Raw genomic sequence first — 15,072 nt, forward strand, 5'->3', positions numbered from 1 at the left:
GCTCTGTTGCTCTGTTGCTCTGTTGCTCTGTTGCTCTGTTGCTCTGTTGCTCTGTTGCTCTGTTGCTCTGTTGCTCTGTTGCTCTGTTGCTCTGTTGCTCTGTTACTCGTATTTTCTCCACCATCACCTTGATCTACGTTGCACTTTATACACTCTAATCGTCGTTTAAGCAACCAATCTTTTGCTACGTTGCAGTTTCTGCAACAGTTTGCCTGTCTTGCAGCCTTTTACTCTCGAAAGAGAGTGATTCTGCTGCACTTTCTGCAACGTAGCTTCTAGGATTGACCTTCATGTGAGGTTTCTGTTGCATAAAGTGCAACGTACTCTAACGAGATGCTCTGTTGCTCTGTTGAACTTCTACTCTTCTACTCTTCTACTCTTCTACTCTTCTACTCTTCTACTCTTCTACTCTTCTACTCTTCTACTCTTCTGCTCTTCTGCTCTTCTTCTCTATCACTCTGTTTCCTCGTATTTTCTCCAACCATTACCTGATCTACGTTGCACTTTATACACTTTAATCGTCGTTAAACTAACCATTTTTTCGCTACGTTGCAGTTTCTGCAACAGTTTGGCTGTATAGCAGCCTATTACTCACTAAAAAAAGTAATTCTGCTGCACTCACTGCAACGTAGCCCGTAAGATTGACCCTCATGTGAGGTTTCTATTGCATAAAGTGCAATGTACTCCAAACAAATTAGTTTGTTTCTTACTTGCTCGAATGTTTGGTTTCTTCATTCTTACTTGCTCGAATGTTTGGTTTCTTCATTCTTAATTGTTAATTGGTTGGTTGGTTTATTCGTTCTTAGTTTTGTGATTGGTTGGTTTATTCGTTCTTAGTTTTGTGATTGGTTGGTTTCTACGTTGTATGATTGGTTACTCCCCCCACTATCGACTTACGGTAGCTCGAGGGTGATTGCCCGCTCCATTTGCGGAATTGCTTCGTAAAAAACAACGGATCATTGTAGCCGACAGATGTTGCGATTTGGGCGACGGTCAGCTCACTCCCGAGCAGCTCCTCGGCTTTCTTCATGCGTACTTTTAGCAAATATTGCATCGGAGACAAGCCCGTCGCCTCTTTGAACAGCCGCGTCAAATGGGCGCGATGGTAGCCGAGCGTGCGGGCAATCCCTTCGATCGACAGCTGCTGTCCATACTGCAGCGACATCAGGCGGATCGCCTGGTCAATTTGGCGGAAGGAATGGGAATCGGGAATGGCAGACTGTTCCGCATCGCCGATATGTTTACTCCCTAGCTCGTGCAGCAGCAGCCTTAGCCAGCCTGACGCTTCCATATTGCCAAGCGCAGGAGAATTCTTTTTATCCATACTTTTACGAATCGTTCTAAGCATCTTCTGCGCAGCAGATAAGGAAAATTCTCGTATTACCGCATAGTCAGGCGTAATGCCGATTGAGCTGAGCGACGTTTCCACGATATCGCCCGAGAAGCCGACCCAAGCATAGCTCCATGGATTGGTCATGCTAGACTGATATTTAACCAATATGTCCGGGAAAATGACGAATGCATCCCCCGCCTTGCATGTATACGCTTTCCCAAGCGTCTCGAATACACCTTCGCCATCTAAGACAACATGGATCAAGAAATAATCATGAACGGCCGGACCGATAAAATGACCGGCAACCGGCTGCCCCTTGCCAGCAAATAAGACTGACATTTCACCTTTAAACGGAGATCTGTTCAGATTAATCGAGTATGTATGATGCGATTCCATTACAGCACCCCTTTGAAATCATCTCCGCCCATCATACTAAATAATGCGACATTTCTCCATATAAACCTTCTTTCCTTCCATATTCATTTCCCAAAGTCCTCTTTATACTAAAGGAGACAGCAATCAATTAATGGGAGGCTAATGTCTAATGTCCAAAATCACTTTCATCGGAGCAGGCAGCACCGTCTTTGCCAAAAATATTCTAGGCGATGTCATGCAGACACCTGCGCTGCAAGGCTTTGAGATCGCTTTATTCGATATCGATGCACAACGACTGAATGAATCGGAGCAAATCCTGCTTAATCTCAAAAAAACGAGCAGCAGCACCTGCCAAATTAAAGCGTATTCAGACCGTAAAGAAGCTCTTCGCGGCGCCAAATACGTCGTTAATGCCATCCAGGTAGGCGGCTATGATCCATGTACGATTACAGATTTTGAAATACCGAAGAAGTACGGTCTGCGCCAAACGATAGCGGACACGGTAGGCATTGGCGGCCTTTTCCGCAACCTGCGCACCATTCCGGTTATGCTCGATTTCGCCCGCGACATCAATGAAGTGTGTCCGGATGCTTTATTTTTGAACTATACGAATCCGATGGCCGTGCTAACCAATGTGATGAATACGTACGGCGGCGTAAAGACAGTCGGTCTCTGCCATAGCGTACAAGTATGCTTGCCGCATTTGTTCGAGCATTTGGATATGGATTCGACTGGCGTCAAATACAAAATCGCAGGCATCAATCATATGGCATGGCTGCTTGAAGCAAGCAAGGACGGCGTTGATCTATATCCAGAAATTAAACGCCGCGCAGCCGAAAAGCAAAAGGAGAAGCATCATGATATGGTCCGTTATGAGCTGATGCTGAAATTCGGCTATTACATTACGGAATCATCCGAGCACAACGCTGAATACCATCCCTACTTCATTAAGCGCAATTATCCCGAACTCATTGAGCGCTTCAATATACCGCTCGATGAATATCCGCGCCGCTGCGTGAACCAAATCGAAGGCTGGAAAACGATGCGTGAATCGCTTGTCAATGACAGCAATCTCGAGCACTGCCGCAGTCATGAATACGCTTCCTACATCTTAGAGGCCATTGAGACCAACAATCCATTCCAAATCGGCGGCAACGTCATGAACACCGGATTGATTACTAACCTGCCTAAGGAAGCCTGCGTTGAGGTGCCTTGCCTCGTTGATGCAAACGGAGTAACTCCTACGTATGTAGGCGATCTTCCGCCGCAACTGGCGGCATTGAACCGCACCAATATCAATACGCAGCTGCTCACCATCGAGGCTGCCATCACTGGCAAGCGCGATCACATTTACCATGCAGCCTTGCTTGATCCGCATACTTCTGCCGAGCTTTCCATGGACGATATCGTATCGCTTTGTGATGATCTGATTGAGGCGCATGGCAGCTGGCTTCCAACCTATAAATAACGAGACAGAGCCTATAAATAACGAGACAGCCCCCCAAAAGCCCAATCCGGCTCATGGGGGGCTTCTTTTTTAGCAAAAGTATTCACACCCTTCTAGGCATACACATACCCTACCTCATAAGATTCATCAGCTTAATGAAAAGGGGCATTATATTCGAATGAGCACGCAGATGGACTACACGTCACCCGGGACGCAATTTGCTTTCGATGTCAACACCAACCCGATCTTCAAAAAGGATGCTAACAACTACCTCAATTTGTTATCCGTTAATCAATTAAATACGCTGCAAAACATATCCCTGCTCGATATTTTTCTTAGCAAAGGAAATGTCATCGAGCCGCATTACCACCAGAATGCTTCCGAGCTGGTTTATTGCATTTCGGGAGCGGTAGAGATCTCCCTCTTGAACCCCTTCACGAAGCAGTATGTCCGCTACCTTATCACGCCTGGGCAAGTGGTCAACCTTCCACAGGGCTGGTGGCATTATGAAATTGCTACGCAGGACAACACGCATCTTCTCGCTATTTTTGATGCCAACGTGCCAGATATCATTTATGGATCTGACATCCTGCGTTTAACGCCAACCAACGTATTTGCTTATACTTATTGCCTCGATGAAGCTGCGCTCAAAACGACGCTTGCACCGATCAAAAACACCGTCGTATTAGGTCCTCCGACCGATTGCAGCTATAACCCCGTTCAAGGCGCGTCCGCAGCTAATCCGTCTGCCAATCAAGGATTTGTCCAGCAGCAAGCCGCCAATCCGAACCAAGTCATGCCGCAGCAAAAATACGGCCATCACCATCGCGCTCCGCAATTTTAGAGCTGCTGCCGTGCAAACAAAAAGGCGACTGACAGCGTATCGCTGCCAGTCACCTTTTTCGTTCTAGATAAAAAAACCGTACGTTAGCCCAAAATCCACCTTGCTAGCATAGCAATGTCTTCAATATCGATTTTACCGTCTGCATTAAGATCCGATTTCTTGAATTGCAGCCAGTTTGGATCAGCGTTTGTTTTCCCATAGGCTGACGCAAGGATGCCCAGATCGCCTATCGTAATCTTCTGATCGTTGTTGATATCACCAGATAATACCGATGCTTGGAAGGCAGATACGGCTGCTCCGAGCTCCGTTATTGCCGCAGCTACCTGAAGTTCAGTTGCATTCGGATTAACCGCTACCGCTTTTGCTTTCGAGATAGCTGCTCCCAAAGCTGCTTTAGCCACATGCGGATATTGTCCAGGCTGTGTACCAACCTGTGCACCTTCATAAATCGTTTCAGCTGCCGCAATCGCTTGGTTCAAGCCTGACAGGTCCACCTGAGCGCTTATTTGAATCGCGTGCGACGCTCCTTCTATTATAAGCTCGTCACCTTCACCATTTGCCGCTTCTACACCGCTTACTGTAATTTGCGCAGAACCAGACGCGCCTGAAGCTGCTGCCAGGAAGCTGAGCTTCAACCATTGCGAGTTGGCTGCAAGCCCATTCCCTTGGCCTGCTGCAATGATTCTCACTTTACCCGGCTCGATTGTTTTTTGTTCAAGGACGCCAAAGCCCGCATGTAAAGACGCCGCTTCAACAAACGCAACCTTCGCTGGATCAAAGCTGACAGTGAGCATTTGCGCATACAAGGTCTGAGCATTCTCAGCTGTAATGCCTGTATTGCCAATCAAAAGATCAAAGGTTTGGCCAGCCCTTACCTGCGAAACACCAGATATCGTTGCAGCAGCGTTAGCTGTTACCGGTATGACTGACGCAGTGAATATAGCCTGTGCCTGCACCAGTGCACCGATGGCTGCATCCACTTCTGCTTGGGCAGCCCCCTGATTAGCCGCTGTTGCTTTGGCTGCTGCCACCGCTGCCGCAAAAGCATCCTTAGCCGACTGCGGATATTGTCCTGGGTCCGTACCGACAACCGCAGAAGCAAGCAGAGCTTCAGCGGCAGCCACGGCAGCTTGCAGCGCGGCTTTATCTGCATTCGTTACTGGACCTGCTGAGAAATAATCGAAGTTCGCCTGCACAGAGGTTTGATCCCCTGCGGACAAGCCATAGAAACCAATTTTCAAATTGCTTAAGCTGACCGTGACCGGATCGGCAGCCGGTTTCCAAGCAGTCCCGTCCCAGTAAAATGTAGAGACGATGTTCCCGATCTTTCTCAACTGCAAATACGAGGTGTCATAACCAGGATGCTTCGCCATATTCGCCGCTTTAGTGTAGACGGCATTTTTCTCATATGCGGTCTCTATGCTTTTACCGGTTGCACCCTCCGTATCCCATACATGGCCTAATTTAACGTAATTGTCATCATTCTGCCAGAGTAATAACCCTGCCTGCTGGAAGTTTTTCCGAACAGCCGCATCGATCTTCGTCGTAATGGTGAAGTCTCCCGCTGGAGCATCTTGTAGAAAAATGTTCGGCAGCGTATTCGTATTTTGGAACGTTTCACCGGTTGATGTAGCCAAGCTGAGGAAGCCAGGCTTGCTGGTCAATGACCATTTGGTGTTATCTGCTCTTAGAATCTTCCATGCGGAATCTAGCGCAGCGGCATCGAACCCATCCACTGCCGAGCCTGCAGGAATTGGGGCGTTCACTTCGGTGAAAAACTGTGCACGGCCCGTTTGAAGAGCCTTTAGGCTTTGCTGAATTGCCGCTTGGCCCGCTTGCTCATCCTGTACCGTTTCCTTAGCTGCTTCAACTAACGCAGCGAAAACATCGATGGAAGCTTGCTTGTATTCGCCAGCTCCTGTTCCCGGCTTCGCTTTGCCAAGGAATGTTTCCGAAACCTCGAGCTCGGCCAGCAGATCCACTTTGGTAGCCGTGCCAATCAGCTCGCGGTGAGCGGTCGCAATGCGGTTGAAATCTATTTTCTCCACCTTGCGGTCATAAGATAGAAGCCCATTAATCTCGTACTCCACATCTGTAATTTGCGTGTAAATGGCTGCGCTTAAGCCCGTTTCCTTCATTGCTTTCAGCCTGTTCACATAATTCACATACGTAGAGGTTAGCTGCTCCTTGCTGTTCATTAATTGGTACGAGAATACAAGCGGGCTCCATTCATGCCCCGGAACATGCAAGCCTAAGCCGCCATATTCTCCGAGCACCGCTGCTCTTGTATCGCTAGGGTTCGGAGCACCTGGATCAGGGTATCGATGCACATCGAGCAAATCGCCTGCCCCAGCATCCCACCAGCCGCTCGTACTGTTAACAAGCCGCGTAGAATCGAGGCTCTTTACGTATGCTGTCGCATCCCGTGTCTGCTGGCCGCCTTGGTCAAATTGCCCCCAGCCTTCGTTGAACACGGTCCATATGATAATCGACGTTACGCTGCGCAGCTGATCGACCATTTCTTTGTATTCTTTGAACCATTGCGTCTTGGTAGCTTGCGTAATATCTGCGCCTTTATTGCCTTGCCGATCTTCTAGACTCGGCATATCCTGCCATACGAGCACGCCGAGCTTATCTGCCCAGTAGTACCACCTTGCCGGCTCCACTTTAATATGCTTGCGGATCGTGTTCATTCCTACGCGCTTCACCGCTTCAATATCAAACTTAAGCGCTTCGTCAGTAGGCGCCGTATAGATACCGTCCGGCCAATAGCCTTGGTCAAGCGGCCCCATTTGGAAGACGAACTCACCGTTCAGCAGGGGGCGCGTTATCCCGTCTACTTTCCCGAGTTTAATCTCCCGCATGCCAAAATAGCTCGTTACCTCGTCGATCGTCTGGCCGCCGTCCTTCACATACACCTTTAAGTCATAGAGGAACGGGTCATCCGGCGACCACAGGCGAGCGTTCGGTACAGCCACTTTGATCTCCGAACCGATGGCTCCCGTTGCAGAGCCTACAACTTCACCGTTTGTGAGAACAACAGCTTCGACCGTTTCACCTTGTATGCCGCTGCCCGCTGCCGTTAATTTCAATACGCCGTCATGGATGTCCGTCGCCATATCCAGCTTGTCGATATGCGCTTCAGCTACCGGCTCCAGCCATACGGTCTGCCAGATCCCCGATACGGATGTGTACCAAATACCGCCGAGCTTTTTGACGGTTTGCTTGCCAACGGCTTGATCGGCCCCCATATCCGTCTCATCCAGCACGTTAACAATCAGTTCATTATCGCCAGGCGCCAGATAATCGGTAATATCGAAGCTGAACGATGTGAAGCCGCCTTTATGGCTGCCGGCAAGCTGTCCATTCACGTATACGGTAGCCAAATAGTCTACCGCGCCAAAATGAAGCTTTACGCGCTGGCCATCCCAATTGTCTGGAATCGTGAAGCTGCGTTTGTACCACATCAGGTCTTCCACCCGATTAATGCCCGAGAGCTTCGCTTCCGCTGCGAACGGCACGAGGATTTTCTCTTTCAGCGTTTTGCCTGAAGGAATGGCTTCTCCTTTTTTCGCGGCCTCGAACTCCCACTCTCCGTTCAAATTGATCCATTCGTCGCGTGCAAGCTGCGGCCGAGGGTATTCAGGCAGCACGTTTTCTTTGTCCACGTCATCCGCCCAAGGCGACATGATCTGGTATTTCGAGCCGTTCAGCATCGGTTTGTCAAAGCCAGGAATCGCTGATCCAGCCTGCGTCGTCAGTCCACCGAGTCCGTCGTAGCTTACTTTAACGTTGCCGACATCCTTCGAATAAAGCGGATCCTTGAAGGTAACCGCGATGACTTTATCGTCACCTTCCTTCAGTGCCGCTGATGCAATCGCGATGTTGCCAGTCGAGATGCTAACCCGCAAATGGTTCAAAAATTCAGGCGTTAGCGGCTTCAATGCTTCCGGAAAAGGCAGCTCCGCATGCAAGCCGTCCTCAAGCACCGTACCTCCCGGCGCGAAGCCGTCAGGCAGGTAGAACGCCTCCGTCGGCACGGGCTCCTTCGCAACGCTTGGACTCGACCAGCGCATATGCACGTTCGATCCGCCGTTGTCCTCGAACAGCTCAAGCTTGATGCTGTACTTCTGCCCGGCAGTCAAAGCGACCGGAAGCGAGGTTTGTTCTTTATCCCAATCGGCTGCCCAATGGTCAATGGTCAGCTTATTGTCAATCCACAAACGGAACCCATTATCTCCGGTAATGTAAAATGTATAATTTTCGTTGTATGCAGGCTCAATAAATCCCGTCCATCTAATACCGACCCGATTTTCTTGGCCGGTGTACATTTTGATCGATGGCTCCAGATTGGAAATGTCCAAATTCGGGTCATAACCCGTTCCTTTAAAGGTACCGAAGCTGAAATCAGGGGGCCCTCCTGCAAGGCAATATTCAACCTTCAAGCCGTGATACTCGGGAGCAGACGCTTCCTCCGCCGCCGCAGCGCGGGGCGTGAAAGACAGGGCAGAAGATAATAAAGTGAACAACATCGATAACGCCACGATCATACTGATTGCTTTACTTCGTTTCAACATGCGCAGAACCTCCAAATATTCATATGGAAAAGAATAAATCAGGTGGAGGAAGTGATGCGTCTTCCTCCTTGGTCCGTTTAGCCCGTTATCCACGCGGCAAGCATGGCCAAATCCTCGATATCTACGATTCCGTCGCGGTTTAGATCTGCGTTGCGGTATTGCTCCCAATTCGGATCGCTGCTCGACTTGCCGTAAGCGGCAGCAACGATAGCCAGGTCGCCAATACTGCGTTTATTGTCATGATTTATGTCGCCGTCAGTCGGCTTAATGATGCCTGAGCGGAAGAGCTCAAGCGTTTCGAATAGCTTCAGAATGGCTGCGGCGATTTGAGCCTTTGTAGCTTGCGCGTCTTCCGCAGTCAGCTTCGCTTTGTTAATCGCGTCTTGCAGCTGCTGCTTGACTGCCGCAGGGTATTGCCCTGTCTGCGTGCCCGTGACCGCTTCGTCATAGGCAGCTTGGGCGGTCGAAATAGCTTCATTCAATGCGGTTTTGTCCGCCGGTGCCGCTTGAATATGCACGGAATGCTGTGCTCCAGAAATCGGCAGCTCATGCCCCTCGCTGTTAGCCAGACTCATGTCGACTGCCGAGATAAGCGTGTCTGCTGCCTCTTCCAGCATTGCGGCTTGGAAGGAAAGCTTCAGCCATGCTTCATTCGGCGTCAAAGCAACTCCCTCTCCGAAGGCTAAAATGCGAATTTTCCCCGGCGCAAGCTCCTTCGGCTCAAGCACTGCCAATCCCTCGCGCAGCGATACGGCACTTGAGAAGCTAAGCTTGCTCGGATCGTAAGTAACCGTCACGTCTTGCGCGTAGACGTTTTGGTACACGCTATCCGTAACGCCTTGAACGGCTAGCGTATACGTGGCTTGTTCACCGCTCTCCAAGCTTGCAGCCCCGCTCCATACAGCCTTGGGAGCTGCTGCGGGCTCATCTTGTTCATCGCTGACTGAAGACAACGCAATGTAATCAAGCTCATAGAAGCCGGAGCTTGGTCCTGTGTCCCTCATGAACGTAATGGTGTTCGTGCCTTCCTTCAGCTCTACGTTAACGCTCGTTGCCATGAATCTGCCCCAATTAATCGTGCCTGCAAGCTTCACGGACTGCTCTTCACCGCCATTAACGATGATTTGGGCCGTCGCCGGCTGGTAATTGCCGGTATTTTGGCCGTACCAAATGAACATCTTATAAGTCCCTGCAGCCGGAGCCTCAACCTGATCGAAGCTGACATAGCTGTCGGCGTAATCAATGCCTCCCACATAGCTGGACCCGGATGCGTGCACGTTATTCGTGCGAGCCGTCGCTTTGAACAGCTTTGCCTGCTCCGCCTCATATTTGGCCGGAATAGCGCCAGCATCCTCCGTTGCTTCCGGGAAATACGACACTCGCAAATTTTCCGCTCCGAACGGAACTAGCGTAATTTCTTCTGTCGGCTCTGCGGAGTAGACGGGACCGACAGGCGGCTCAGCTACCGAGACACCGTTAGGCGCTTTGCCCCAAGCCGGAATGCGTTTGCCCTTGGCAATCAGCTTGATTGGCGTCGTCTCCTGCAGGAAAGGATTTTCCGGCATTTCGGAGGTGACAACCTCGATAGAAGCTCCAGGGTTGTCACGGTCGATCAGCAAGCCGTAATTCCAAGGCGACTTGGCATCAATCGCGTACTCTTTAAAGCCAGATGTTTTGATATGAGGTGCTGGATTCGATTTTTCCACCCAGTTTTCTTCGATCTTGAGGGAAAAAACAAGCGGACCGCGTTCAATTCCAATGGAATTGTTAATCCAAGTCGAGGTTTTTATTTCCATTGGAAGCGTCAATGAAACGGTATCGCCTTCTTTCCATTGCCGGTCGATTGTATAGTACTCTCCAGATTTCGCAGCAGGCTGCGGCTGTCCATTAACGGTAATGATTGCGTTCTTTGTCCACTCTGGTATACGGAGCTTGAGCGGGAATGCCACGCTTTCGGAAGCCTCCTCGATCGTGAATGCAATCTCATCCTCGAACGGGTAATTCGTTGCCTCCTTCACCGTTACGTTCGCGCCTTTGATGACAGCCGAGACACGGCTAGGTCCGTATGCGATAACACCAAGCCCTCCATCGGACGTGCCTGCCCACATATCCTTAACAAAATAAGGCCAGCCCATATGCATGTTGAAGCGGCAGCACGGAAATCCAGAATACGGCGATTGCACCGTTCCGTTGTCGTAATTTTGCTTGAAGCCATGATCCGTCACGCCGCTCTGCACCTGATTCGGAAGCGAATAGTACTGGTGCGTCTTCAGATCCTTGCTCATGGAGCCTGGAAGCGAATTAAACGTAATTTTCTCGAGTGCATCTCCGATTTGGGGGTCACCCGTAATCATTGCAGCGACAGCGTTGCTATGTATCCGCTCTACGATGGCGCATAATTCCACGCCCTGCGTCGATGACAGACCCGCAAGCATCTCCGTGCCCGAATTCATGCCGGTAATTTGATTATGCAATTGGTCGAGATGCTTATTCCCGGCCTGAAAAGCCAATTTATCCGCTTCATTATTCGAGACTTGAGAATAAATGGCTGAGGTTTTAATCGATTGATTGACATTGACTGTATGCTGCGTGTAGAAGTTGTCGGGGTTGCTCTTAGCTGGCGTGAGGAAATTGTTGTTCGTAAAAACGTCTGTCGTATCGGTCCCTTGCGTACGCAGCTTCTTGGCCAGCTGAATCAGGAACGGATCTCCAGTTCGATTATACAGCCATAGTACGACATTCAGATTGTCTCCACTGCGGACTTGGCCCCAATCTCTGAGCGGCCGCGCGTCCAGGTTATCCAGCTGATAATGGAAGTAATTCGTAAGGAATGAGAGCACCCGCTCATCATCGGTCGCTTCGTAATAATCCTTGAGCACGTAAAGCGCTACCATGCGCGGCCACCAATCATTGTCGCTGGCAGGGCCGAAGAACCCGTCCTCGCGCTGGCTCGCCAGAATCCAGCTTACCCACTTCTGTGACTTCGCGATTAGCTCCGGATCATCAAGCGTATAGGCGAGGGCCACCAAACCTTTCACATAATAAACAGGACGTTCCCAATTCGATTCTGGCGCAGTTCCCCCGAGCCATTCCGAATTCGTGTTTAGCTCGCCATATAAATCCTCCGCATACCCGGTTGCTCCTTCCTTCATGAGCTCAAGCTGGGTGAGCAGCCATCCATCCGCCTTCACCGAGCCTAACGGCAGCGGTACAAACGGCGTTTGTGCAAGCGGGTCCTTATTCGCTACCGGCTCCTTGAACGATTCGGCTGGGACAGCATAATCAGTCGCGATAAAGTTATCAAACACGGATTGTGCATCATTCGCCCACACTCCGATTCCTCCCGAAGACCACTTCAGCTCGCTGTCGTCTTCGTATTCCATAACGGCATTATGCATATCGTCCAAAAATATTTTGATGCCGGAGCCGTAAGTGACGACCTTTAGCTGATAAAACGTTTGAAGGTTAACGGTATCCAATGCTTTGACAGTCTTAAGCTCGGTCCATTCTTCGTGAAGCCGGCTCAGCACCAGGCTGCCATCTCCTCGCAAACTAACATAATAACCGTCTGCCTGCCCGTCTTTGATATTAGGCTGGCTCCGGAACACGAGTCCTGCCGAGCCTGCGGCGTCTTGCAGCGAGATGTCTGTTTCTACCGTGAAATCATGAAAGAGCGTATCCTTCACGAATAGAGCTTGCCGCTGGCCTGCGTTCACCGTAATACCCCCGGATTGCAGCTTCCAATTGCCTTTGAGCGCCTGCCAGTTCGGCAGGGCGACCGATTCAACCTCCGAATCAAAAGCATCCACGAAACGTTCAGCTCCTTTATCGTCGGCTATGCGAATATTGTCGTAGGTGGGCTTGGACTGATACAGCCTTACGCCTGCCTGCCCCTTCGTATAGGTTGTGTCCGTTTGCTCCAGAACAAGCTCTCCGTTCACATAGAACTTAATTTGCGAGCCGATAGCGCTCACCTTAAAGGCGTAACTCGTATTGGGATTGACGGGAATCGAGGCTCGCTTCAGCTCGGTCCATTTATTATCCATCCGCCCCAGAAAGACGCTGCCGGTTCCTTGGGCGGATATGCCTGCATAATAACCTTTCACATTGTCTGCACCCGGTGCTGCACTTATCGTCCGCAGAAGAAATCCTGCGTCGCCTTTCCGATCCGGGAAGCTAATGTCTCCCTCCATGCTGCCATCCTGTAATTCATTCTCCTTAATTAACGCTTTCGAGCCTGAGCCGCTGTCGGCAGTCATCATACCGTTCTGCACGGACCATGCCCCGTCAACCACTTGCCAATTCTCATTAATGACCGAACGATTGAAATGATCCTCGAAAAATCCCGGTTCTGGCTCATTTGAAGCCTCCACATGCATGGCCGGCATAAACAGGCTTGCGTACATGGAAAAAATGAGCGGTATTGCCATCCATGTCTTCAGCTTTGCGCTGAACCTCATCCTGCTTCACTCCCTCAATCTATGGTCTTGCGGTCTTGCAGACTTGCGTTTCGTGCCTTGCCTGCTCTTTTCTTTCCTGCATTAGTCTCTAGCTCTGCTCACCTCCCTTCGGACAGCATGTTCAGCTTGCTCTCGAATTCCAGCGGATCAATCAGATGGAAGGTGTCCAGCACCGTGCCGTCCGTATCGATAATAAATGTCGTAGGCAATGCATGCAGTTCATACAAATACGAGGCTCGTTTGTTCGCATCCAGCAGATTCGTGAATTTCCACCCATTTTTTTGGATAAAATCACTAATCTGATCAGCTTGCTTCTCTTCTGAGGATAAATTCACGCCGTAGAAATCGATCTTGCCCTGATACCGTTCGTGAAGCTTCTGTAAGGTTGGCGCCTCAATGCTGCATGCCTCGCACCAGCTGGCCCAAAATTGCAAAACAATCGGCTTTTCATACGTCTCGCCTAATGTGTACGTATTCCCATCCACCGCCTTCAGGGTAAAGGTTGGAGCCTTTACCCCTGATGTTGCCTTACGGTGCAATGCCGCTTCTTGACTCACGCTAAGGACGCTCTCGAGGGAAGAAGCATTTAGCTTCTTCCCCTCAGCTTCGCTGGATTCGTCCGATTGGAAAATAAGCAGCATGCCAAAGAGCGTTGCGGCAATAAACATGCCAATGATTACGACTGAGCTTTTCAATGCATCAACTCCATTGTTTCTTGATCACGTACAATCTTCAACGCGTCTTCATTTCAAATCCATGATCGCCAGCAGCAGCGTTACCGCTTCTGCCCTAGTCGCATTCGCAGCCGGCGCAAAAAGATTGGCTCCTCTGCCCTTGATAACGCCCGCTTGTGCCGCCAGAGCGACAGAAGGTTCAGCCCATGCCGGAATTTGCTCACGATCGGCAAAAACGGATTTTTGCGCCGAATCAACCGGCCATTTGAGCGCCCTTGTCACCATGACCGCAATTTCACTCCGGTTGATCGGCTGGCTTGGGCGAAACGTCTGATCCTCGTAACCTGTAAGTATGCCTGCTGCAACCGCAGCGACAACTTCCTCTGCCGCCCAGCTTGGAATGCCGTCAGCATCCTTGAATGTCAGGTTCCCGGCGCTGCCTGACTTCAAGTCAAGGGCTCGAACGAGCATAGCTGCGAACTCTGCACGGGATACCTGAGCGTTAGGACGGAAGGTTCCGTCGCTATAGCCGTTTATGAATCCAAGCGCTACGCCGCGTTCGATGGCTGCTTTGGCCCAGTGCCCATTGATATCCTTCATGACCGTCCCCGTGCCGTTAAGTACGGCAGCCAGCTTGACCTCCGGTTTTAGCGTTTGCGGCTGAAGTTTGCTGTCTACGAGTTTCACATCTGTAAGCTTAATGTCAGCAGAACCAGTACCTAATTGCTCAAACAATAAGGTAGAGAGAACAAGCTTCCCGTTTTCACCTGCTTTTTTGCCGATTTTTGTCGTTGCGCATACCAGTTGGCCCCCCTCCACAATCGGTGTAATCGTATAACCCGTCATCCCGCTTGCCGCGCTTTTGAATCGCAGCTTTGACTTATCGAAGGAGAGTTTCACTTCAAAGGCATACATATCGGATAATTGATCGGCTGTCAAAACAACTCGGATCTCACGATCCGATTTTTCCTGCTGCAGCGTAAAAACAGGAGTCTCTGCTGCAAAAACGAAATTCGGCAATGCCATCGCAAGCAGCATAATCATGATCCCAACTGAAATAAAACGCTTACAATTCAACATAACAATCGACCCTTTCGATGTATAATGTGTAGTTGTCTTCACGAAAAATACGTATAGCCTGCTCATGTCCATACGCGATACGTTTCGTATCACCATCCCTGTGAGGAAAACGCTGTCGACCTTGCATGCCATTGCCGCATAACCGCAATTGAAGCTTAGCGTGCTGTCGATACCTTTATTTTACAAACTTGAATTCCGATTGTATTTGTAATATCAGGCTAAAAGTTATGAATTTCCGCCGTACATTTGACATCGCCTCCCTCCAATCACAAAAAGACCGCC

7 protein-coding genes are annotated in these 15,072 nt (G+C 50.1%); 2 read left to right on the top strand and 5 right to left on the bottom strand.

The window, feature by feature from the left end; all coding sequences use genetic code 11:
* Window positions 1-856 precede the first annotated feature (856 nt).
* Window positions 857-1,729: an AraC family transcriptional regulator gene (locus tag FHS16_RS06615; RefSeq protein WP_183560158.1), complete on the bottom strand. Its 873-nt coding sequence runs from the start codon at window positions 1,727-1,729 to the stop codon at window positions 857-859.
* Between the two features lie 148 nt (window positions 1,730-1,877).
* On the opposite strand from FHS16_RS06615, the gene FHS16_RS06620 reads away from it, so the two are divergent.
* Both FHS16_RS06620 and FHS16_RS06625 read left to right on the top strand, forming a co-directional pair.
* Window positions 1,878-3,176: an alpha-glucosidase/alpha-galactosidase gene (locus tag FHS16_RS06620; protein ID WP_183560160.1), complete on the top strand. Its 1,299-nt coding sequence runs from the start codon at window positions 1,878-1,880 to the stop codon at window positions 3,174-3,176.
* Between the two features lie 157 nt (window positions 3,177-3,333).
* Window positions 3,334-3,999, top strand: a complete 666-nt coding sequence (locus FHS16_RS06625; protein WP_183560162.1) for a cupin domain-containing protein — start codon at window positions 3,334-3,336, stop codon at window positions 3,997-3,999.
* An 83-nt stretch (window positions 4,000-4,082) separates the two neighbouring features.
* Here FHS16_RS06625 and FHS16_RS06630 read toward each other — a convergent pair whose 3' ends face one another.
* From FHS16_RS06630 to FHS16_RS06645, 4 genes are all read right to left on the bottom strand, one after another.
* Window positions 4,083-8,576: a PA14 domain-containing protein gene (locus FHS16_RS06630; RefSeq protein ID WP_183560164.1), complete on the bottom strand. Its 4,494-nt coding sequence runs from the start codon at window positions 8,574-8,576 to the stop codon at window positions 4,083-4,085.
* 77 nt (window positions 8,577-8,653) lie between these two features.
* The gene (locus FHS16_RS06635; protein ID WP_183560166.1) at window positions 8,654-13,036 is read right to left on the bottom strand and encodes a beta-L-arabinofuranosidase domain-containing protein; all 4,383 of its coding nucleotides are present in this window, start codon (window positions 13,034-13,036) and stop codon (window positions 8,654-8,656) included.
* Window positions 13,037-13,134: 98 nt separating this feature from the next.
* Window positions 13,135-13,731, bottom strand: a complete 597-nt coding sequence (locus FHS16_RS06640; RefSeq protein WP_183560168.1) for a TlpA family protein disulfide reductase — start codon at window positions 13,729-13,731, stop codon at window positions 13,135-13,137.
* A gap of 48 nt (window positions 13,732-13,779) precedes the next feature.
* Window positions 13,780-14,790, bottom strand: a complete 1,011-nt coding sequence (locus FHS16_RS06645; RefSeq protein ID WP_183560170.1) for an S-layer homology domain-containing protein — start codon at window positions 14,788-14,790, stop codon at window positions 13,780-13,782.
* Window positions 14,791-15,072 lie beyond the last annotated feature (282 nt).

Origin of the sequence: Paenibacillus endophyticus, assembly GCF_014192395.1 — a bacterium.
Lineage (GTDB): Bacteria > Bacillota > Bacilli > Paenibacillales > Paenibacillaceae > Pristimantibacillus > Pristimantibacillus endophyticus.

What these genes read in the sequence shown, in the direction of transcription:
- FHS16_RS06615 (WP_183560158.1), bottom strand. Translation starts at nt 1,729, where the DNA reads ATGGAATCGCATCATACATACTCGATTAATCTGAACAGATCTCCGTTT.
- FHS16_RS06620 (WP_183560160.1), top strand. Translation starts at nt 1,878, where the DNA reads ATGTCCAAAATCACTTTCATCGGAGCAGGCAGCACCGTCTTTGCCAAA.
- FHS16_RS06625 (WP_183560162.1), top strand. Translation starts at nt 3,334, where the DNA reads ATGAGCACGCAGATGGACTACACGTCACCCGGGACGCAATTTGCTTTC.
- FHS16_RS06630 (WP_183560164.1), bottom strand. Translation starts at nt 8,576, where the DNA reads ATGTTGAAACGAAGTAAAGCAATCAGTATGATCGTGGCGTTATCGATG.
- FHS16_RS06635 (WP_183560166.1), bottom strand. Translation starts at nt 13,036, where the DNA reads ATGAGGTTCAGCGCAAAGCTGAAGACATGGATGGCAATACCGCTCATT.
- FHS16_RS06645 (WP_183560170.1), bottom strand. Translation starts at nt 14,790, where the DNA reads ATGTTGAATTGTAAGCGTTTTATTTCAGTTGGGATCATGATTATGCTG.